Origin of the sequence: Aliiglaciecola lipolytica (assembly GCF_018860635.1) — a bacterium.
Taxonomy (GTDB): domain Bacteria; phylum Pseudomonadota; class Gammaproteobacteria; order Enterobacterales; family Alteromonadaceae; genus Aliiglaciecola; species Aliiglaciecola lipolytica_A.
The window spans coordinates 120,721-143,784 of record NZ_JAHKPT010000022.1 but is presented as its reverse complement, the minus strand read 5'-3'; the positions used below and the strand labels follow the sequence as shown (position 1 = coordinate 143,784).

General features: G+C 42.2%; 20 protein-coding genes. 5 read left to right on the top strand and 15 right to left on the bottom strand.

The window, feature by feature from the left end; all coding sequences use genetic code 11:
* Positions 1-49: 49 nt before the first annotated feature.
* From KO530_RS12205 to pedF, 10 genes are all read right to left on the bottom strand, one after another.
* Positions 50-571 (bottom strand): response regulator transcription factor, encoded by a 522-nt coding sequence (locus KO530_RS12205; protein ID WP_216048714.1) that lies wholly within the window; start codon positions 569-571, stop codon positions 50-52.
* Entirely contained in the window at positions 568-1,812 is a 1,245-nt protein-coding gene (locus KO530_RS12200) for an ATP-binding protein (RefSeq protein ID WP_216048713.1), read from the bottom strand. The genes KO530_RS12205 and KO530_RS12200 overlap by 4 nt, the downstream gene beginning before the upstream one ends.
* Positions 1,813-1,846: 34 nt before the next feature.
* Complete coding sequence (locus KO530_RS12195) at positions 1,847-3,025, bottom strand: hypothetical protein (protein ID WP_216048712.1); 1,179 nt, start codon at positions 3,023-3,025, stop codon at positions 1,847-1,849.
* Positions 3,025-4,191 carry an MbnH family di-heme enzyme gene (locus KO530_RS12190; protein ID WP_216048711.1) on the bottom strand — a complete coding sequence of 389 codons (1,167 nt, stop codon included), beginning with the start codon at positions 4,189-4,191 and terminating at the stop codon, positions 3,025-3,027. Before KO530_RS12190 ends, KO530_RS12195 begins: the two co-directional genes overlap by 1 nt.
* A gap of 71 nt (positions 4,192-4,262) precedes the next feature.
* A complete protein-coding gene (locus KO530_RS12185) occupies positions 4,263-5,222 on the bottom strand; it encodes an MbnP family copper-binding protein (RefSeq protein WP_216048710.1) in 960 nt (319 codons plus the stop codon).
* A gap of 37 nt (positions 5,223-5,259) precedes the next feature.
* The gene (locus tag KO530_RS12180; RefSeq protein ID WP_216048709.1) at positions 5,260-5,742 is read right to left on the bottom strand and encodes a copper chaperone PCu(A)C; all 483 of its coding nucleotides are present in this window, start codon (positions 5,740-5,742) and stop codon (positions 5,260-5,262) included.
* 223 nt (positions 5,743-5,965) lie between these two features.
* On the bottom strand, positions 5,966-8,056 hold the full coding sequence (locus KO530_RS12175) for a NosR/NirI family protein (protein WP_216048708.1): 2,091 nt from the start codon (positions 8,054-8,056) through the stop codon (positions 5,966-5,968).
* A gap of 143 nt (positions 8,057-8,199) precedes the next feature.
* Entirely contained in the window at positions 8,200-9,963 is a 1,764-nt protein-coding gene (locus KO530_RS12170; RefSeq protein WP_216048707.1) for a PQQ-dependent methanol/ethanol family dehydrogenase, read from the bottom strand.
* A 425-nt stretch (positions 9,964-10,388) separates the two neighbouring features.
* Positions 10,389-11,282 (bottom strand): transporter substrate-binding domain-containing protein, encoded by an 894-nt coding sequence (locus KO530_RS12165; RefSeq protein ID WP_216048706.1) that lies wholly within the window; start codon positions 11,280-11,282, stop codon positions 10,389-10,391.
* A 3-nt stretch (positions 11,283-11,285) separates the two neighbouring features.
* Positions 11,286-11,732, bottom strand: a complete 447-nt coding sequence (pedF, locus tag KO530_RS12160) for a cytochrome c-550 PedF (RefSeq protein WP_216048705.1) — start codon at positions 11,730-11,732, stop codon at positions 11,286-11,288.
* A gap of 247 nt (positions 11,733-11,979) precedes the next feature.
* On the opposite strand from pedF, the gene KO530_RS12155 reads away from it, so the two are divergent.
* From KO530_RS12155 to KO530_RS12135, 5 genes are all read left to right on the top strand, one after another.
* Entirely contained in the window at positions 11,980-13,251 is a 1,272-nt protein-coding gene (locus KO530_RS12155) for an ABC transporter substrate-binding protein (RefSeq protein ID WP_216048704.1), read from the top strand.
* Between the two features lie 3 nt (positions 13,252-13,254).
* Positions 13,255-14,214, top strand: coding sequence for a YVTN family beta-propeller repeat protein (locus KO530_RS12150; protein ID WP_216048703.1), 960 nt, complete (start codon positions 13,255-13,257; stop codon positions 14,212-14,214).
* Positions 14,211-14,975: an ATP-binding cassette domain-containing protein gene (locus tag KO530_RS12145; RefSeq protein WP_354667875.1), complete on the top strand. Its 765-nt coding sequence runs from the start codon at positions 14,211-14,213 to the stop codon at positions 14,973-14,975. The genes KO530_RS12150 and KO530_RS12145 overlap by 4 nt, the downstream gene beginning before the upstream one ends.
* Positions 14,972-15,769, top strand: coding sequence for an ABC transporter permease (locus KO530_RS12140; RefSeq protein ID WP_216048702.1), 798 nt, complete (start codon positions 14,972-14,974; stop codon positions 15,767-15,769). The genes KO530_RS12145 and KO530_RS12140 overlap by 4 nt, the downstream gene beginning before the upstream one ends.
* Positions 15,770-15,830: 61 nt before the next feature.
* Complete coding sequence (locus KO530_RS12135; RefSeq protein WP_216048701.1) at positions 15,831-16,496, top strand: response regulator; 666 nt, start codon at positions 15,831-15,833, stop codon at positions 16,494-16,496.
* Positions 16,497-16,562: 66 nt separating this feature from the next.
* Here the strand turns inward: KO530_RS12135 and KO530_RS12130 are convergent, their stop codons facing one another.
* From KO530_RS12130 to KO530_RS12110, 5 genes are all read right to left on the bottom strand, one after another.
* Positions 16,563-19,247 (bottom strand): NahK/ErcS family hybrid sensor histidine kinase/response regulator, encoded by a 2,685-nt coding sequence (locus KO530_RS12130; protein ID WP_216048700.1) that lies wholly within the window; start codon positions 19,245-19,247, stop codon positions 16,563-16,565.
* On the bottom strand, positions 19,213-20,424 hold the full coding sequence (gene nosP / locus KO530_RS12125; RefSeq protein WP_216048699.1) for a nitric oxide-sensing protein NosP: 1,212 nt from the start codon (positions 20,422-20,424) through the stop codon (positions 19,213-19,215). Before nosP ends, KO530_RS12130 begins: the two co-directional genes overlap by 35 nt.
* A gap of 68 nt (positions 20,425-20,492) precedes the next feature.
* Entirely contained in the window at positions 20,493-21,242 is a 750-nt protein-coding gene (locus KO530_RS12120; protein WP_216048698.1) for an ABC transporter ATP-binding protein, read from the bottom strand.
* Positions 21,236-22,051, bottom strand: coding sequence for an ABC transporter permease (locus tag KO530_RS12115; protein WP_252729210.1), 816 nt, complete (start codon positions 22,049-22,051; stop codon positions 21,236-21,238). The genes KO530_RS12120 and KO530_RS12115 overlap by 7 nt, the downstream gene beginning before the upstream one ends.
* On the bottom strand, positions 22,017-22,994 hold the full coding sequence (locus KO530_RS12110; RefSeq protein ID WP_216048697.1) for an ABC transporter substrate-binding protein: 978 nt from the start codon (positions 22,992-22,994) through the stop codon (positions 22,017-22,019). The genes KO530_RS12115 and KO530_RS12110 overlap by 35 nt, the downstream gene beginning before the upstream one ends.
* Positions 22,995-23,064: the final 70 nt, after the last annotated feature.

Below are 23,064 nucleotides of genomic sequence, written 5' to 3'. Positions count from 1 at the left end.
CGCTTAAAATGAGGTAAGCCAAATGAGATAGAGCAGCACTAGTTTTTACTTAATCGCTTCTCGGTTTTTTGATTAATTTACGTTGTAAGGTTCTGCGATGCATTCCCAGTTGCCGAGCAGTTGCTGAAATATTTCCCTGATTAGCTTTCAGAACTTGCTGAATGTGTTCCCATTCCAACCTTGCAGGCGACATGATATTAGTATTCTGTGTGACCTCTTTTGGGGTGTCACCGGCTAACATTGCTAACAAGGTTTTACTGTCTACAGGCTTCGACAAATAATCATCTGCACCAGCTTTAATAGCTTCAACTGCGGTCGCAATACTGGCATATCCAGTTAACAGAATGATTCGAGAAGTGGGTAATAACTGCCTTAATTGCGGCAAGATGGACAAACTATTTTGGCTGCCCACTTTTAAATCTAAAATTAGGTGTGTTGGAAATGATTGCTGTGCCAATTCTAGGCCTTTTTCCACAGTATCTGCGTGCAAACATTGATATCCTTGGTGTGTCAGTCGTCGCAATAAAATATCGGCAAAACTCTGCTCATCTTCCACTAACAAAAGTTTCATTGTAGGGTTACCAATTCTAATAAAACTTCGGCCACCGCCCCTGACTCTGAATGGTTATACAAGCGCAGTTGCGCTCCCAAACGCTCTAATGTAGCGTGACTAAGTAATACTCCCATACCAAATCCTTGTTGACTTTCTACTAAGGTCGACCCCAACTCGAGCAAGCTCTGTTCGGGTAGTCCGGTACCAAAATCACGGATACTGAGCACCAGTTGACTTGTTTTAGCATGATTATTGACTTGACACTGAATTTGAATCTGTTGGCAGTTATTACGTTTACTAGATTGCACAGCATTTTGAATTAAATTTAATAACGCGGGTAACAAAGTGGTATCTGCACGAACAGCAAATTTCTCTAAGCTCGCTATTTTGTATTGGACTTCTATATCAGCAAAATTTAGCTGTACCTCTTGTTGCAATTTGACAAACAATTGAGGTATTGGAATCAGTCTTTTGGTGTTTAACTTTACCTCTTCCGACATCTCGCGAAAATCTTCCAAACGACGGCTACATAAACTTAATTGTTCGCTCAATTGTTTGAGCAGAGGATTGTCATCATTTAATTCAAACTCAAGCTCTTCGGTTAGCAAATTTGCCGTCGCCAAGGGGGTTGCCAGTTGATGAGCAAATTGAGCTGCAGTAGTGCCTAATGCTACCAATTGTTCTTGCCGTAATTGTTCTTCCCGCAACTTGCTTACAAAACGCTCTTGGTTTCGCATAGCTTGGGCTAAAGATGCCACCACCAGCACCACCACCAATGCAGATACAACAAAATTCACCCACATTCCTAAGAAGTGTTGCTGCATATCGACCATATGCATCTGATGAGGGTCAATGCTAAAGAATAATACAGAATAAGCCACTAAAGCGGCAAAGCTGACCAACAGCAACAAGCGACGAGAAAGAGTAACTGCGGCAATCGCGACGGGTATCAACAATAACGAAACAAAGGGGTTGGTTGCACCTTTGGCAAAGAATAACAATACTGTCAAAAGTACAATATCGAGCAAAACTTGGAACAGATATTCACCTGAGTGGGCGTTTCGATTGCCTCGATAACAATAGAATAGCAACATATTAATCGCCAACTCTAGTGCAATAATTAACTTTAAAGTTAAATAAGGAAGTGTGTATTCAAACCAATATTCGGCAAGTAAAACGACCAACAACTGCGCAAATATGAATCCATATCGCAGTTTGATGAGTTTTAATAGTTGTCGGTTAGTTTGTAGGTGTGGCATCGAGATTAAATCACTTTAGTCTATTTTTCATTATTTATAGCAGCTTATAGTGCCAAACTAAACCCACAGACCATCTACTAACCCCTTCTTCTTGGGTATCATCTTGATACCATTCAGTACGAAACCTGAAGTCTTGGTGAAACTGCCAAATCCAAGCCACAGCAGCTTTTGCCGGTTCATGGTCATTATTAAATAAGCCTGACTGTTGGATAAAGGTTTGTGATGTCTCAGTAAATCGATTGTCTACCACTAAACGCTCATACTTAGCTTGTAAGGTATGATTATCAAGTGACACGCCAACTTGAAACTTGTAACCATCTTGAGTGGCGTCTAAAACCGCTGTCTGCGTTGTGTCAGCTAGGTCAGCATCGAAGTCAGCTCGAATCCATTCAACGTCAGCATGTAAAGTGATAGGGTTAAGTTGCCATTCAAGATTAGCAAATGCCCCGACCATAGTGGTATCACCAGAGAATGAGAGATCTGATGCGGTAAGATCTTGGTCGCCATGGCTGTGACCATCGCTATAACGTTCATCAACTCGATTCTCCGCTCGGCTATGCATTAGCCAACTACCTAAAGTGGCATTTATCCCGTCGTGTTCATATTGATAATGGGCGAACAATGCTGCGGCACCTTCTCCGGAGGTCGCTGGCCAATTGTCGCCATTCCAAAGCTCAGCACCAAAATCAATTCCCATCAAACGGATTCTAGCGCGCGCTCCTAAGTCTCTGGAATGCCGTCCAAAAAAGACATCAGCGAGCAAAGGAGCTTCACTAAATACATCGTCAGATGCGTGAAAATTAGCCGTCAGTGTCACTTCAGTTGCCATTTTACCTACTTCAAATAACAATGGCTGTCCTGCGATAGAAGAGCGCGTCCCAAACCAAAGGTTTTCTAATTCTAACTCGCTTTCACCACTGTGACTGTGAGCCCCTACTTTGGTGCTAATGAAGTAATCATCTTTAATGTTTAAGTGCCCCAACAATTGCACATCATCCAAAGTTACACCTTTTTCTACAGGAAGCGCTTCGCCGCCAAGTAGTACACCAGGGAACTGCCAAATTTCAGTATCCGAGAACGCATCTTCGCTTCGATAAGTGATTGCGGTTCGCACTTCAACTGAGTCTGGACGCGCGGCTATGCCCTCAACTTCGTGAGCTTGCGATGTAAAAGGGACAAAAAATCCAAAAATTAAGCATGCTTTGAGTTTCATTATTGCTCTTCAAAAGGGTTTGAAAATTTAGGGTTATTAATAAATTCGTAATCGGTAAGTGACTCTAAAAAAGCGATCACAGCATCTATCTCTTCATCACTTGCGACAAATCCCAAGATGAGTCCAGACTTCAACGGACTTAAATTACCGTCACCGGCGTTTTCACCATATTCGATTAAACGCCCACCACGGGCATAGTGCTCGATGACTTCCCGCAATGTGGCAATACTGCCATCGTGCATGTAAGGCGCAGTTAATTCGATATTGCGAAGACTTTGTGGCCTGAACAACCCTTTATCAGCTTCATTTAAGGTTAAATCGTATAAACCTTGATCGCTTGCGGGGTAACTGCCCTCGCCATCAACGTTGTACAAACCGTTATTGAAAAATGGGAATTGGATGTTGCCTGAATTTGTATTGGAGTCTCGATAGGAAACAGAAAAGTTTGCACCAGTATGGCAATGGAAACACTCGAACCTTTCACCATTAAATAATTGAAATCCCAATTTTTGCTGTTCTGTCAGTGCGGTTTTATCGCCCAGTAAGTACTGATCATAAGCGCTACCGGCACTTATCATGGTGCGCACAAAGCTGGCTAAAGAAAAAATGATTTTATTGATTGTGGCGCCTGTATCACTCTCAGGAAAAGCATTTGCAAACATTTCAACATAAACGGGATCAGCATCAAAGCGTGCTAACACTTCTTCAAGTTCCGAGTCAGTAACGCCTAATTCAATAGGATTATCGGCACGAATAGGCACATTTAGCTGATCTTCAAGTTCCAGAAACGTATCGTTGCTCCAAGTGAATGTCGAATGATAAACCACATTTGCCAAACCTTGACTGTTGCGGGTTAATTGATGGCCGGTGGAGCCTGTTGGCACTTCTAAACCATCAGAAAAAGCCAATTGCTGGTCGTGACATGATTCACAAGATTGAGTTTGATTAGCAGACAAGCGTTTGTCGTAAAACAAAAAACGACCCAGTTCAATTTTTTCCCGTGTGAGCGGGTTAAAATCAGGAATTGCTGGCACCGCCATATGCTCAGGTAGATCCAACAATTCCCTTAGGGTTTCTTGTTGCACACTTTCTTCCACCGTCGTAGTGGACGATTGATTACAGGCACTTAACATTGCCACTATCACGACTGCAAAAATGTACTTCATATCATCACTTTAATTGCACTAAAATAAATATCTAATAAGGCAAAACGAAGATTCAACAAAAACGTTGAAAATCATTCCATACTCACGGTTAGATTGCTGCTGGCAGTCGCTTCTCCAGTGTCCCCGTCAATCCCAAAGTTAACGAATATAGGGCCGCAGTCCACTTGTGTAGAACTAGGCGCGGAGTGGCAACTTACAGCAGGTGCATCGGTTCCATTTGTTGATGCAAACGCCACATCGTTCAACACCTTTTGCACATCAATCACCACAGTATTTACCGCCGGATCAAAATCAATGAGTTCGACTTTGGGGGTATTTACAAAGTCACACTCATCTTTACCTTCAAGTGCAAGCAATCCATCTCCACCACATCCGCGACTACCTATGTGTAAGTAACCTTCACCAGCAATCCCATTGGTATCTTCAATGGCAAAGTTCATCACGAAATGGCGATAACCATCTGCCCAAGACCAATACATTTCATTTAATGGAGAAGGAGCGTCTTCAGCTGAGTTGGTCGCAATTACATCTTTCATTACGCCTTGGGGAACACCAACATCAAAGGTCACTTTAGTGACGCCAGTATCAAACAACGTCCCAGTTATTGAGGTATTTGTCCGAGCGGTACCTTCACTAAACGCGATTGCATCAGATTGGCAAGAACCACTTGAATTGCTGGTCATATCTACTAGTCCAACAAAACCTTCAGCGTTTTGATACTGGAATTCGTTTTCATCTAATGTGATCTCAATCTCTACATCATACTGGTCATAAAATTTAATATTGCTCACATAAAAACGCAGATCACTCAAACCAACACTGTAACTCTGATCACTGCCGTATCCTGTTAGCATGGTGTCACAATTGATTTCTTCAGAACCGCTCATAGCTTTAAAGTTAAGTTTAAAAGCTGTGGCTACAGGAGCCACTAAAGTATCGTCGCTGGAACTGCTTCCACCGCACCCTGTTAAAACACTAAGACCAAATAATCCGGCGATACTGGTAGATATAAAACGTGCATTCATTTGCATAATAGTTCTCTAATAATGAGTGGTTAATGATGAATTACTAGTGATGCGAGCCTTCAGTGGCAGACTGATTAGGTTTATCTTCTACCCAAACCTCGACGGGTAGCTCTCCACTGTGTTCGAATTGCAAAGTCGCGATAAATTTATCGCCTTTTTGTAATTGCTTTTTAAGGCCAAGCAACATGATGTGCGCGCCTTTGGGGAGTAGCGCTAATTCTCCTTTAGCTGGAATAATTAAACCATCGCGGGCTTCACGCATTCTGGCCATATCCTGATTGAAGGTGGTTTGATGTATTTGAACCGATGAAGCAATATTTTCAGGTACTTTTACGGCAATTAACTTTTCCGATTCAGCACTGGGATTGTGGATGTTTAGGTACACGGCCCCCGTTGTTACAACAGGCGCAGTCGGTCGAGCCCATGGATGCTCAATCTGTAATTTGCCAGCATTAAAGTCGTGTGCAAGCACGCTAAAAGAACACAAAGAAAATACAAATGTGAGTTGCCAGAGCAAAATACGCATGGCCTATTCCAATATAAACAATAACGATGATTGGCGACCATTATAGAAACTTAAGTGCTATCAACAATGCGACATATTGTCGCACCCTATTAGCAATTCAGTGGGTTAAATAATTGAAACATAGTGCATCTTTAGTCAATGCAGCGCGGAAGATAAAGCACGAAAGCCTGAATCTATATAGATTCAGGAACGGAAACTAAACACCAAATAAAAGATACAGTGTTTAAACTGCTTGCTGAGAAACGTCGATGGCTTTACCCATTTTTTTGCGCTTATTCTTTTTAAGCGGGGGGCATAAATCATCATTGTTGTAATACACAATACATTCCAAACACTGAACGCATTCATTGTAATTAATCTCACCTTTTGGGGTGATAGCTTTGATATCACATTTATGGTGGCATAAGGTGCACGGAGAGCCACAGTCTTTCCTGCGGGTTAGCCATTCCCCCATATGGAAATAGCCTAAAATAGCTAATCCAGCCCCCAATGGGCATACATACCGACAGTAGAACTTATTAATAAATAAACCCGCGCCAAGTAGTACCAAGGAATACACAACAAATGGCCAATAACGATAAAACTGCAAGGTAATCGTCGTTTTAAAAGGTTCAACTTCTGACAACACTTCCGCAGTGCCCAGCGAATAAATTGAGGTAAATACCAGCCCTATCAATATTGCATATTTAATCCACCACAACTTGCTGTGTAACCAATACGGCACTTTCTTTTGGCGAATACGTAACTTTTTAGCCACCCAACCAAGCATTTCCTGCAATGCGCCAAAAGGACATAACCACCCACAAAATATTCCACGGCCGACTATAAACAAGCTGATAAAAACGTAGATCCACAAAATAAACAACACCGGATCCATTAAATACATTTGAATTTCAAAGCCTTTGAATAGACTTTGAATAATTGGAAATATATTAACTACCGATAGTTGCCCTTGCGCATACCAACCGATGAAAAACAGGGTGAAAAACATGAACCCCCAACGTACCACACGGAAAAGTTTTTGATTAGCAGACAACCGATGCTGATAGACGAAAATAAAAGTGACGGCGATTAAGCTAATAACTAAAACGCTTATCACAGCAATCCGAGATTCCCATATTCTTACCCATGGCGGTGTAGCGGCCTCAACTTCAACAGCCTCCGCAATATCAAAAAGAGACAATGGCAACTTATATTCATTCTGAAAACTAGCTTGTTGTTGTACGAGGTGGTTTTTAGCCACTGTTATATTGAGGGAAAACTGCATCGGTAAACTAGGATTAAATCCCGACTGCGTATTAACCACAAACAGTTGTAAATCATCGGCGATTGGCGCTTGTTGCGCTAGGCTAGGCTCAGTAAAGCTATAAAAATTTAAATCCCGCATCGCCAGCGGTAAACTGCCTTGCTCCAAACTAATCTGGTTTGCCACTGTACCTGGCTTGAAATCATCTTCCAGATAGTGATAAAAACCTTCTGACATAACCGCAAACGCTTGTTCGTTAGGCTTTAATCCGTCCATTAATCGTTGGTACTCACCCTCACCAAGCAAATTAATGCCAATACTAGGAGCATTCAAATAGGCGTAGTAAATAGTAAATTCATCACCTTGTTCGGTGGTGAATGTATCTGTTGGAAAGTCTTCTAATGCGGCATGTAATTGTTGTTCAAATTGTTCTCGGGTTAGCGTCCATTTTTGCACATAGTTTTTGTCTAAAAGTTGTTGCCATGTGAGTGGCTGAAAATCGTCGTTAGGGGTAGCTAAAGGCGCAACTGTAAAACCCTCCAACATATTTCTAGCCACTTGCAAAGAAGACAACAAAACAGTGTCATTGACCACAATCACAGAGACCGTGGCTTTGGTAACGCCATCAACATGTACAGTGTTGTCATCGGGATTGGTATCGTTAGCGGCTTTGTCTACTATGATTCGATTGGATACGTTTTTACCAATGTATTGGGCAATGAATGCATTTAATGGCTCAGGACCTAAACCATGCAGAAATATTGGCTCATGATGCGCTAAAATTTGAATCCCTTTGATGTTGCCTAAAGTGTCGAGTCCAATCAAAAGGTTAATTTTGTCGCCTGAAAAACCCGGAAGTTCGACTAAGTCATTTGTTTGAAATACGTAACCAAGTAATTCTTGAAGTTGATATACCGGTTGTACCGGATACTCCGCTAGGGTTTCACCGATTAACGTGGCTTTAGGAAATATTTGTTTGATTTGTTCTTCAGGTATGGCAGACGCCTGCGCTACGCTATGCAAGAAGGTGATTGCGAATATGATTAAACAATTGCGAACAAGCATCATGGCAATTGGCTTCCTAATTTGCCTCAGTTGATAAACAAGCTGACGTAATCAAATTAAAAACGGTCTGACAAATACAGCTGCCAGACCACTTAAATAAAAAACGTGACAAGATGGTGGGACCCCCCCTTGTCACGGCGCCAACATTAACTGCGTGGCAATTTAAAGGTCCAAACGGTTCCTCCTTGGTTGATATCTTTGATGGTCTTAGCAACTTCACCGCCCCACAATGGAACAGCGCCCCCCCATCCAGATAACACGCTCAGGTATTGTTCACCGTCTTTTTCCCAAGTCACAGGCGAGCCAACAATGCCTGATCCAGTATTAAACTTATAAACGACTTCACCAGTCTTGGCATTAAAGCCATATAAATAACCTTCAGGTGTTCCAGTGAAAACTAAGTTACCAGCAGTGGCCAATACACCACCCCATAAAGGCGATTTATTTTTGAATTCCCAGACCAATTCGCCGGTTTTAGGATCAACCGCTTTTAATGAACCTATGTGGTCGAAAATAGGTTTAATGGTAAAGCCAGAACCTAAATAAGCCGCACCTTTTTTGTAATTTACCGGCTCATTCCAAATGTCCATGCCCCATTCATTAGAAGGTACATAGAACAATCCAGTATCTTGACTGTAAGCCATAGGCATCCAGTTTTTACCACCTAAGAATGCAGGTACAGAAAAGATTGATTTACCCTTCTCACCTGACTCAGAGTCGGCTGGATTTCCTGGACGACCTGTTTCACTAAAAATTGGGCGTCCGTTTTCATCTAAGCCCGTAGCCCAAGTAATCCCGTTAACAAATGGAAATCCGCGAATGAACTTACCATCTTCACGGTTAAGAACATAAAAGTAACCATTTCTATCTGCGGTTGCTGCTGCTTTTACCGTTTTGCGGCCATCTTTATAGTCAAACGCAATAACTTCATTCACACCATCAAAATCCCAACCATCATGTGGCGTGGTTTGAAAATGCCAAACAATTTTTCCAGTATCAGGATCGATGGCTAAACGGGATGAACTGTATAAGTTGTCACCTGGACGTAGGTGGGAGTTCCATGGTGCTGGGTTACCAGTACCCATAAATATCAAATCTGTATCTGGATCATAGGTGCCTCCTAACCAAGTAGCTGCGCCACCAGTTTTCCACAGGTCGCCGGTCCAGGTTTTGTTTGCTTCGCCGCCAGTAATACCGTTCTCTTTACCATTGAGGTATCCCATGTGGCCTTCTACAGTGGGACGCAACCAAATTAACTCACCGGTTTTAGCATCTCGGGCTTCAACTTTACCCACTACCCCAAACTCACCACCAGATATCCCCGTCACGACCATACCTTTAACGATCATAGGTGCTGCAGTAGATGAGTAACCTGCTTTGTAATCACCCATCTTTTTACGCCAGCGAACCTTACCGGTTTTCTGATCCAAGGCGACCAATATTGCATCTAGCGTACCGAAGATAACCAAGTCATCATAGATTGCCACACCACGGTTAATCACATCACAACAAGGCATGATGCCATCAGGTAGTCGAGCTTCGTACTGCCAAAGTTCATCACCAGTGTCCACATCAATTGCATACACTCGAGAATAGGACCCCGTCACGTACATCACACCATCTTTCACTATTGGCTGTGATTCTTGACCACGTTGTTTCTCGCCCCCTAAGGAGAAAGCCCAAACAGGATGCATTTTTTTGACATTTTTGGTATTCAGAGTATCAAGTGGACTGTATCGCTGACCACGAGGACCAAGACCATAACTAACCACATCATCTGTGGTTTGCTGGTCGTTGATAATATCTTTATCTGTGACTGCGGCATGCGCACTTGCACTTAACACCCCAAACGCGAGGGATAGGCCAAGTGTCGTACTAAGCAATTGGCCTGAAATTTTTCGGCTTTTCATTAGAATTCTCCAGTAGTTCAACAGGTACTTTAAGGCGTTACACCGCCTTTATTGTTTTTCCGAGGCGGTCCTACGTACTGACTGGTATCCCCGGGATTTAATGTAATTGTCCGTCTCTTGCGGTAAAACGTATTAAACTGCTTTCACCACCTTAGCCGTCGTGAATTAGTATCGAACAACAACTTGTTAACAACCATTGAACCTTGGATTATCATTCTTAGTCCGTTAGTAGTAGTACTTAGCAAAAAATTACGCATTCTAAAGTCCCAAACAACGTAAATACTTTTTTTCACTATTTGCTTGTTAATTCACTTTCAACAGCGTTTGCGGATTATTAGGCAAATTCAAAAAACTAATTGCACAAATGAGGAGGGGAAATTACAGATTGAAAATTGATTAGAGCACTGCGGCTCTAACCAAGGGTGTTATTTACTTTGTTGATACAGGCTGGCTGGTTCAAAAGTGATGCCGTAACTGTCAAAGATAGATTGCATTCGCTTGTCGTCGACCATCAGGGTGATTTGATCTTCAATAGCATACGCCAGCTGACGAAAATCTTGTTGTACCGCCATTCCAATGTCCCAAGATTTAATGCTGATAGCTGCCAAACCAGCGGCATTTATCGTGAAGCGCGGTTCAATATCAGGCATTCCCCACTCTAATTGCGAACGCATACCAGAGACGGCCGCAACTTCTTGTTTTTTCAGCAGGTCGATTGCTTCGAAAATATCTTTGCTATGAATAATGTTATCGCGTAAACGTCCACCTATTGTTGCGCCTAGAAAAAAACTCGGTAAAGAATCGATTTCAACCGCAATTTTTTCATACTGAAAGATAGCTAAGGTGTCGATGTTATTGGTTTTTTTGGTATCTTTGAGGATTGCCCAACTCTCTCGATGATAGGGACCAAACATCACCACCATTTCGTTTTTAGGTAATCCATAGCCGTCAATTGCGTAGCTGAACTTTCGATCGTATGGCACTCGCATCATCAAATCGGCTTTTTCCCGAGTGATGATGTGGCCTTTCCAGATAGCATTGCGCATATCATCTTCGAGGTTCTCATCTGCGGTAATCCACATCCAGCGAATATCTAGCTCAAGCTGCTTGGCTACTTCTTTGGCAACATCTACATCAATGCCCTTTGGTTCGTCCCCTTGTTTGAACGAATAGGGTGGAAAGTCGTTATAGACAGCCACCGAGATGTAACCAGACTCCATGATGTCATCAAAACTACGCGCCATCGAAGCAGCAGGAAACATACTCATAAAGAGTACAATTCCTGCAATCAGGTAGCGACACCCAAGTTGACTACTCATGGCTTACTCTGGCACGTCACGAGTTTCAATGTATGCTTTAATTGCCCACATTGCTTCTTGGCTTAAAATACCTTCAAACGGAGGCATATAAACTCGGCCATCCACTACTGCGCCATGACGAATACGGCTCATGAACCAAGCATCCGCTTCTTCACTGCTAAAAAATTCATTAGGATCATTCAGTTTACGTAAATCCGGGGTTATTCCACCAGAGATCACCGCAAGGCCATGACAACGAGCGCAGTTCTGGTTGTAGGCGGAGTCACCTACTTTTATTGCTTGCTCATTACCAGTAAATGGATTTGTCTCACGCCACTCCTCACCTAATTCAGGCAAACTACTTACATCAACTGCTTGCGGCGTAACATCACCATGGGCGTACACTTGATAAGTAAACACAGACATCATCGCCAGCGAACTTGCACATACAGCTGTAGCTAATTTATTCATTATCGTTCTCCAAAAGTTGTCTTAAAGTCATCTAAAAGTCTTAGCTGGTCTCTAGAAGCAGACAACTTTAGTCGTGTTGTTTGTCGTTTGAGCATCTCATCCCAGCCAATAGGGTAACGTTAGGTGATTCAAAAAAAGCTTCCAATTGTACTTAGGTAGTAAACCTTTCATCCTTTTTGCTCATACATAAAGCCTAAATCTTCCATTAGTATGAGTCAGACTTAGTGATAAAGAAGGAATCGCGCTCATGTTTATGCTGAACAGTACGGACGATGATGCCCAACCAAAAATGCCAAGTACTTTATTGGGTTTGCGACAATGGCGACGAATTGATTATCAAACAATCTGCTTAAGTTTACTGACTTTGCTGTGTGTAGGCTCGGTTACCAAGGTTAAAGCACAACAAAGTGCAGCAAACTTAACGATTCCAATCGCGATTGTAGTAGAGCAACCAGCCAAGCCTAATAGCGTCCTTGCGAGTAAGTTACGGGCAGACAATCTGGCCGTCTCAGGCGCGCAACTAGGTATTAATGATAGCAATACGACTGGTCGATTTTTACAACAGCATTTCGCACTAACAGTCTTTCAAGATGCCAACATTAGTGCATTACAGCAACAAGTTTCCAAATGGGAACAACATCACCAAGGACCAATAATAGCGGTAGGTAGCGACGCGCTTTTGGCCAATTTATTAAGCCATAATTCAGCCCGCCGCTTAGTCATAAATGCTGGCAATAAAAGTGATACTTGGCGCACTAATCAATGTCAAAGCGGGTTATTGCACACCATTCCAAGTCAAGCTATGCTAAGTGATGCACTGGCCCAATTCATGGTGTTTAAACGCTGGCAAAAGTGGTTAATCGTGAGTTCATCTGATCAGCAAGATCAGACTATTGCGGCCTCCTATCAACGTTCAGCGAAACGCTTTGGAAGTAAAATCATTGGTCAACGTAAATGGACGTTCACTACTGACTTAAGACGAGTTGCACAACAAGAAGTCCCAGCGCTCACCCAGTCGAAAGATTACGATGTGGTTATTGTCACCGATGCGCACAACCAATACGGTTTTTATCTGCCATATAACACTTGGCTCCCCCGGCCGGTAGCAGGTACTCATGGCCTCACTCCGGTCGCTTGGCATCATAGTATTGAACAGTGGGGAGCGGTGCAGTTGCAAAACCGATTTAATCAGTTCACTGCTAGAGATATGCAAAACGAAGATTATGCCGCTTGGTTAGCAGTAAGGGCGATAGCTGAAGCAGTTACTCGAACCAAATCAAATGATGTACAAGTGTTATATCAGTATTTGCTAAGCGATAAATTTGAGTTGGCCGCATTTAAAGGTAGAAAGCTAACTTTTCGGGACTATAACGGCCAACTGCGCCAACCCATTCCGTTAGTTCAGCCCAATGCGTTAGTTAGTCAATCACCACAACAAGGTTTTCTGCATCCTTCGACTGATCTCGATACGCTCGGATACGACAAACCTGAAGTTAAATGCAATATGGACAAGGTATAAATCATGAAAAACCTGTTGTTAATCTCATTCTTACTCGCAAATTTAAATTTGGCCTACGCAGAAACCGCCTATGTGTCTAACGAGAAAGATGACACCATCTCAATCATTGACCTAGATAGTTTAGAAGTGATCGATACCATTGATGTGGGAATGCGCCCTAGGGGCATCATTTTTAGTAAAGATTTTGCTTACTTGTATATTTGCGCTAGTGAATCTGATGCGGTGCAAGTAATGGATGTGGCGACCAATAGAATTATTCACAACCTACCATCTGGTGAAGATCCCGAACAATTTGCGTTGCACAAAAATGATCGTCATCTATACATCGCCAATGAGGACGACGCTGTGGTTACGGTAGTCGATACACAAACCCGCACCGTCCTCGCCCAAATCGATGTCGGTGTAGAGCCTGAGGGCATGGCGATTAGCCCAGATGGAAAGTGGGCAATAAATACCACTGAAACTACCAATATGTTGCATTGGATTGATACCAGCAATTTTCAATTGGTCGATAACACCTTGGTTGATCAGCGCCCCCGTCATGTGGAATTTAGTTTAGATGGGAAACAATTGTGGTCATCATCGGAAATCGGTGGCACAGTCACAATTGTTGATGTTGATACGCGAAAAATACTACATACCATTCGCTTTAATGTGAAAGGGGTACACAAAGATCGGGTGCAACCGGTCGGAATAAAACTAACCGATGATGGCAAATATGCTTTTGTGGCTTTAGGACCCTCAAACCACGTTGCAGTGGTTGATGCAAAAACCTTTGAGGTGCTTGATTACTTATTAGTAGGACGACGAGTGTGGCAACTGGCCTTTGCAAAAGACCAATCGTTACTTTTAACGACCAATGGGGTAAGTGGTGATGTATCCATCATTGATGTCGAGGATCTAGAAGTGATAAAGACCATTAGAGTCGGTCGTTATCCTTGGGGTATAGCGGTGAAACCGTGAAGCAAAATCAAGCAATCACTCACACCGAATCAAGAGTACTAGAGATAACAGATCTGAATTATCGTTATCAGCAGAAGAAAGTACTAGAACAGGTCAATTTGTCTCTCGAAGCGGGCAAGTTTTACGCTTTGCTGGGCCCTAATGGCGCGGGTAAAAGCACATTATTTTCACTTATTTGTCGGTTATTGAATACCGAACATGGTGAGATAAGAGTGCAAGGTGAAAATATACAAAAGTCGCCGCGCAGTGCGATGCAATCTATGGGCATAGTGTTTCAGCAAAGTACCTTAGATTTAGATTTGAGCATTGCCCAAAATCTGCTGTATCACGCCAGTTTGCATGGCATAAAACGCAGTATCGCCAGCCAACGCATGCAAGCAGAATTAAGTCGTTTTAATTTACAAGATAGACAACATGAAAAAGTCAGAAATCTCAACGGCGGTCATCGTCGCCGTGTAGAAATAGCCAGGGCTCTGCTGCACCAACCGACATTGCTATTACTCGATGAAGCAAGCGTGGGTTTGGACGTAGAAACCAGACAAAGTATCAATCAACATATCAGACAACTGTGTGCCAAAGACGGAATTACCGTTTTGTCTTCCACCCATCAAATTGATGAAATCACCTTACAGGATCATCTGTTTATTTTACATCAAGGAAAGGTATGTCTAGACGCTCCTTGTCAAAAAGCACTGTCTGACCAGGGTTGCAGCGATGTGGCAACTTTGTATCAGAAAATGACTATAGAGGAAGCCTCATGATTCAATACTGGTATTGCTTTAACGGTATTATTAAACGAGAGATGCTGCGCTTTCTACAACAAAAAGCTAGGTTAGTAAGCGCTATCGTCAGACCGCTTTTATGGTTAGTGGTATTTGCCGCCGGATTTCGTGCAGCCTTAGGGATTGCGATCATCCCCCCTTATCAAACCTACATAACCTATGACGTCTATATAGTGCCGGGACTGGCAGGCATTATATTGCTATTTAACGGCTTACAAAGTTCGTTATCTATGGTTTATGACCGCGAGATGGGCAGTATGAAAGTACTGCTCACCAGCCCTATGCCTAGGCCATTTTTACTCATTGCAAAACTGCTTGCGGGTGCCAGTATCTCCATTATTCAAGTATATGTATTTTTTGCGATAGCATGGCTGTTGGGGATTAAAATGACACTAATGGGTTACTTGCTGGCCTTTCCTGCACTGCTGCTCACGGCCCTGATGTTAGGAGCGCTAGGATTGTTTTTGTCCTCTCGAATTAAACAGCTTGAGAACTTTGCAGGAGTAATGAATTTTGTCGTATTTCCGATGTTTTTCTTATCCTCAGCTCTTTACCCACTTTGGAAAATGCGCGAGTCAAACGAAGTGTTATATTGGATATCTCAATACAACCCCTTTACTCATGGAGTAGAACTTATTCGATTCGCCTTATATGAATCAGCGAATTTTAATGCCATGATAATAACCTTGGTAACAACGGTAATACTAAGCGCCTTAGCCATCTGGGGCTACGACCCCAAACGTAGTATGCAAAAAGTGAGAACCAAGATATGACTCGACAGTACACGCCCAAATCTTGTAAAATAATTGTTAAACTCAAATTAGGTTGTTCATTATGATAGAAATATTAGTAGCTGATGATCATCCATTGTTCCGCTATGCAATTACCGATTTTGTAGAGCGAAATATCCCTGACACGCAAACGATCACTTGTACTGATTTGGAAGAAGCTCTTGCTCAAGCAGAAGAGAATCCGAATATCGACCTAGTTTTACTTGATCTCAACATGCCCGGTATGGATGGTTTGAATGGGATAGTCCGATTTCGCAATTTATATCCTGAAGTGCCGATTGTGATCGTTTCAGCAGAAGAAGATAAGAGTGTTGTTCTTCAATCATTTACTTATGGCGCCGTTGGTTTCATAACTAAATCTTCGAGTTGTGAGCAAATTGTCGCGGCCATTCAGCAAGTGCTTTCTGGGCAAGTCTATTTGCCACCGGATATTATTCGTAAGGGTTCCGTTAGTGAACCGAAAAAAGATTTGGCCGCACAACAAATAGACCCGAAATTAATTGGTGCGCTAACAAGAAGACAGTTACTGGTTTTCGAGTGTATCACCAAAGGCAAATCGAATAAGCAAATCGCTTACGAACTCAATATTGCAGAAACCACTGTTAAAGCCCATGTCTCTGCGATATTAAATAAATTAAATGTACACAATCGAATTCAAGCAGCTTTGTGTGCGGCTAATATTGATTTTAACCAATACTTAATTCGCTAAAGATTTAGTTTAATCGGTTATCCCAACTGCTCTTAATCAGTCAGCGCTGAATAAGGCCAATTGGGATTAGTTGTTAGATAGTAAGTTAGAAATTGCCAGCTTCATCTTATGGGGCTTCACCGGTTTATTGAGTAAAGAATAACCTTTTTCTCGCACTTGTTGGCGAAGCTCATTGGTATAGTTGGCCGTAATCATAATCACAGGCACTGACTTTCCTAACACACTTTCGGTAATTTTCAGTGCATCAAAACCGGTTTCTCCGTTATCAAGATGGAAATCGGCAACTATCAATTGTGGCGCCAATGACCTTAACCAGTTGCGGTCTTGCAGTTGTTCTAGAGTTTGAACACTGGTTACCTGACATCCCCAGCCTTGCAATAAAGTCTCCATCCCGGAACAAATTTCAATATCATTATCAATGATTAGAATATTCGCATCTTCAAGGTGACTATTGAATCTATCTTGAGCCGTTGCTTGGTTCAAGGACAATTCTTGGCTGCTTTTTGTGCCATAAGGAATGAAGATACTAAACTTAGAACCTTGGCCTTCTACCGAAGTTACAGAGATACGATGATTCATAACACTGGCCAGCTTTTCAACGATAGCCAGACCTAAACCCAACCCCTGATCGTGACGTCGCTTTTTCGCATCAATACGGTTAAATTCGTGGAATATCTCCACTAACTTATCATCTGGAATGCCGATACCAGTATCACAGACTTGAATTTCCAGTGCCGATTTGCGTCTGCGAACCCCTAAGAGTATTGAGCCTTCATTGGTGTAACGCACGGCATTACTGAGTAAGTTACGTAAAATACGAGCCAATAAATAAGCATCAGAATGCACCACTCGGGTAGAGCCGCTAAATCGAAAACGTAAATTTTTCGCTTCGGTTTGCGGACCAAATTCACTGGCCAAATTATTCAATAAGTCATTAATCGAAAAGTCTTCTAATACGGGTTCGATCAAGCCAGCTTCAAGTTTTGAAATATCCACTAAAGCACTGATTAGTGATTCGAGGTTTTCCAATGAGTAACTTAACGAACTCAACAGTTTTTCAGCATCGGCACTCAAACTAAGTTCATTCAGCGCAGCGACAAATAGCCGCGAAGAATTCATCGGCTGCAATAAATCATGGCTAGTCGCCGCTAGGAACTTACTTTTAGATTCATTGGCGCGGTCTGCCTCGCTTTTCGCATCAATTAAACTTTTTTCGGCCAATTGGCGATCTTCTATTTCCTGGCGCAACTGCAGATTAATTTCAGATATTTTTTGGGTGCGTTGATTAACTCGCTGCTCCATGTAGTCATAGGCATGGCGTAACGCTTTGGCCGTTCTGCGCTGCTCAGTTACGTCTTGTTCTAACGTGAAAAATCCAATGACATTACGATCTTGGTCAAAGTGAGGAATGAAAGTCTTGTTGGAGATACGCGGATTACCACCATCGTGCCTGTGCTCAACCTCAAAGTTGACTGATTGCCCTTGCATCGCCCTTTCAATGTACAGATAAAGTTTGTTGAATTCTTCTTCACCTAGTACATCATTCAAATGGTGGCTAATGATTTCTGAGCGAGACCGCTGGAACCATTTTTCGAATTCGCGGTTGACGAATTCATAACACATATCTTTGTTTACATATGAAATCAACGCAGGCATCGCATCGGTTATTAATCGAATACGCTGCTCACTTTCTTGCAGAGCCTGTTGGTTTAGGCTGCGTTCGGTTATATCAGTGTAACTATTCAGATATCCACCGCCACTTATTGAATGCCGTTTGATAAGAATAACCTTGCCGCTTTGTAAGGTTTTTTCAGTCTCAAAATCATCCTTTTGAGTTAGAATACCTGACAATTGGTTCTCGGTAAGTGACTCATCTAACTCACTACCTCGCAGTAGTCCAAGATAGTTATCACCACGATGAACTTTGTTTTTGCGAATACCTGCTAATTGTAAAAACCGTTGATTCCACGTTTCAATATTGCCATTTGCATTCACTAAGGCAATTCCCTGAGACATGTTTTCTAAGGTCGACTTTAGTACCTGAGCTTGTTCAGCCATGGCTTTTTCATAGCGCAGCTCATCACTTTGTTTAATGTTAGTAATGTCGGTATAAACTACAACTAAGTCCCCTTCAGAGGACTTTCTTTCGGACATTTGAATCCAGGTACCATCTTTGAGTTTAAAAATAGTATGGGTGATAGGATCAGGATACATTCCCACCGTCTTTTGTGCTTTTGCCTGCTTATCAACATAAGGTAAAGACGCGGCAGTGATTTCCTGAAAGGTTGTTTTGCCAATTTCAAAATCAATATTGTGTTTGCGCCAGAACTCGCTGCAACGGCTATTTACCATCACCATTTTTCGTTCATCATCAAATAAAGCAAAGGATTCAGAGATACTTTCAATTGCATCATTGAGTCTTTGTCGTGCCTGATCTGATGCCTGCCGGTTACGTTCAGCATCCAAACGTGCTTGTTCTAATTTTTGGTTCGACTCTTCAAGTCGATGAAGGGTTTGCTGCAGTTTTTGAGTTCGTTCTTTTACTTTATCAGCCAGTAGCGCTGCATCTTCGAAGGATTGATATGCGTCACTGTGATTTCCCCACCCCATTTCAACGCGACGCATCAAAACATTGTTTATTTTGCTAAGTTTTTGATTTTCATAGCGCAGTTGTTCTAGTTCAGTTCTCTCATGATCTACTTTGACAGTTAGCTCACTACTTTCTGGTAAGGGAACGTTGGTTTGGGTCATATGGATATCCAATAGCAACACCCGTAAAGGTATGATTCAGGTGCAATCCGTTAATTTGTTCGCCATAGGTACTAAAGCCGATTACATTGTTCTTTCGATACATTACAGACATTTCTTCGGCAATATCATGGTGTTCTATTTCTATTCGTCGGTGAATACAATCAAATCCAATAACCAACTGCATCTCACCCACGGATTCTTTCAATAAATTAAAAATAAGCGATGTATGTGGCAACAATCCGGGCGAAATCATTTTAGTTAACACCACGCCTGAGTCGATGGCACAGAAAAAAGTTAAACTCAGATCGTCATTCACTTTTTGAATACTGCGAATATACAATTGTTCACCAAATTGTACCGCCAGTGGGTACATTGCAAAAGTTTTAGAGTTCAAATCCTCTAACTTCAAACCATTAATTCTACAGTACTCAAGCGCCGCAGGTTCGGCATTAAATTCATGCACCACACGGGAATTAGGTGCTACCTGTGTTACCACTAGCTTTTCGTCTTCTGGTGATAAGTGATGCTGGCTAAACACTTCGAACTCACAAATTGTATTCACTAACATGATAACCGCAGCATTAGTGTAAAATTGGCCATCGTAATAAACTTGTGTGTTGAGGAAGTTCTGGTCATCGCCTGCAGAACCACCAACGATGGGGATATCTTGCAGACTCAAACTTAGTGCATTTATCACCAACTCTTCACGTACAGACAAACCATCTAATAACGACAAAGCAAAACACTGCTTTTCAATGGGATGAGGAGACACTGCTTTTTCACGCAATTTATCCATCATTCCACCGACTAAAACATCAGATTCAGCTACATTAAAGGTGGCTAAATCTTCAATTAATATAGACTCAACAGCAAATTCACTGCTACTTAATGCAAATGCGCTAATGCTGTGTTTACGATAGCCCAACGGGGTAATTTCACCAGCAGAAGTACAACCTATTACCACCGTATCTGAAAAATACTTAGTCAACTCTTTTGATAGTTCTGCTTGAGGATAATTAACCCCACAATAAAACACTACACATGTTGGCTGACAAGGCGCAATCGCAGCATAAATTTCTTCGGCAGCAAGCACAGGGTCAGTATGCTCCGAACCAGCCATCGCCACGCCTGGGATAGATTTTTCCACCACATTTAAATGCAGATTTTGATTGCCCATGTTTCCTCCTGATGTATGGAGGAATACTATCTCTTTCACAATTGCTTAACAACAAAAGCCATCATGTTTCACATACATTTAGCACTATTTTCATGTGTGCAAAGTAAATCTGGAAATTGACGGTAAAAAAATTGGCAAATGTCACCTACCTCAGGATCATGTAAATATCGCGGTCGAGGAAGCGTCACTTTTCTTTCTTCGATCACTGTCATCGGTTTTTCACTTAAAAATATGATTCTATCTGCAATAGCGACAGCTTCAGTTAAGTCATGGGTAACATATAATATGCTTGAATGCATTTGTTGTTGAAGAATCAACAACTTCTGGCGTAACTGCTCTGCCGAAGGTGCATCTAAAGACGCAAAGGGTTCATCCATGAGTAACACCTCTGGGTTAAACATAAATGCTCTGGCTAAGGCGACCCGCTTGGTCATGCCACCGGATAATTGTTTCGGATAGGCATTCTCATGACCTTCCATACCAACCAGTTTAAGGATTTCCAACGCATCTTGCTCAACCCTTTGTTTATCCTTTCGGCCTTCAGCAACCAATACGACATTTTCCAATACGGTCAACCAAGGCATCAATCGCGCCTCTTGAAACATTAAACCGATATTATGCATTGCACAATTTGGACTAGTGATAGTGCCTTCAAATTGCTCATCAAGACCAGCAATAAGATTGAGCAAGGTACTTTTACCCGCACCCGATGGACCAATTAAGGCTACAATTTCGTTTTCGTCCACCGAAAAATTCAGGTTTTTAATTATGCTGACATCAGCTTCAAAAACTTTGTTATGAATATCTACAGTTAACATTTTCGCCACCTCGTTACTTTGCGTTCCCAGGGTCTTAAAATCAGCCCTTCAACGGTGTAAATAATTGCAGCAAAAGCAAAGGTATATGCCAAAATACTGGTGATATCGAAAAACTGAAAAAAGTTACCCAGTTGAAAACCAACACCGTTACTGCAGCCAACCAACTCCACAACTAATACAATTTTCCAAACTAACGCTAGCCCCGTTCTCGCTGCTGCTAAAAAATATGGATAGAGCTGTGGTAGATATACTTTTGTTAACGTTCGCTGCCAGGGTAATTGATAGACTTTCGCTACCTCCATCAGACTTTTATCGATGGCTTTTGCTCCCTCACGTAAAGTGACAGCAACATTGGGCGCTTTGTTCAAAATAACTGCTAACACTGCAGAAAATTCATTTAGCCCGAACCACATAAAGCACAAAATGATGGTGACCAGTGCAGGTATATTTAGGGCCAAAGTGAGTAGGCTATCCAGCCAAATATCAACCTTTTTGAAATAGCCCATGAGCAGACCAATAATCGAACCCAGCAACATAGCAATGACGAAACTGAACATCACTCGTTGTAGAGTTACTCCCAAATGATAGGGCAGTTCATTTGATGCAATATGTTCAATAAGCGCGTTAAAGACCGCTGTTGGCGACGGCAACATTTGTACTGCAAAAAACCATACACTTAATTGCCAAAGACCCAACAATAGTAATAACGAGGCAATACGAATAAACGTATTTCCTTGGAAACCCTTAGATTTAACTTGAATTGGCTTTGTAGCTTTATCTAACACTGGTGTGACGCCAGAAGATATCATCTGGAAGCCCTCCCAAGTTGCCCGTCAAAGCATGTTGACTGTCATTTGCCTTGATGAGTTGAAATAGAGCGTCTATTTGTACTTTTTGCGATTGCACAAATGTATCGGGAATACCTTGTCGATATCCATCCATTAAAAAGGGTTGCACTTGCGCGGAGTACTTTTTGCTAAACGTGGGGATTTGCCGCCAAATATCGTCGTCATGTTTCATAAGTTGGCGAGCTTGCGCGGACATGCTCAAAAAAAGATTGATGGTTTCACTATTTTTATCCGCCCATTGTTGTTTGAATACCCAACCTAAAACAGGCACTTGACCTTCAACGTTTAGGGCATTCAATACTTCGGGCATGGTCACTAAAGACGGCATCCCCTGTGCGTTCAATTGCGCAGCGTAATGCCAGAAATTAATAACCGCATCTAAATCGCCTTTCGCGATTAGCGCGTTGAGCATAGGCGGGGCGGCGAACTTTACCGTCACATCGCGAGCGAGATCTAAATTGGCTTGCTGCTTTAAGAATGCTCGGTACAGCACCCAATTTTTATTGGTATTGCCCCCCGCAATGCCAATGGTTTTACCACGTAAATCAGCAAGTTCATGAATATTTGATTGGGGATGAGTAACAAGCGCACCAGCCGCGGTGGAATAGGGGTAAAAATAAAAGTCGCGGTTTGCTTCTTTTTGCCGTGCCACCCATAACCAATCATTAAGAATGACATCGATTGAACCGCCTTGTAAGGCAACTAACAGCGCTTGCGGTGAACCTAACGGAATTCGTTCAACCTCAAGGTTATATTGTTTTGCTAATTGTAATTTTTCTAAAACATCCATTTCCCAATTAAGGGTGCCATATTTTAAAACCCCAACACGGATAGTGTTACTAGCCTGAGCCGTTGCACTAAGCAACAACACCAAGAACAAAACTAAAGCGGTTGGAACTCGCATATATACTCCGGTTGTTTTAAACGGGATGAGTGTTAATCATCAACCTAAGTTGTTATTCGCTAAGCGAAAA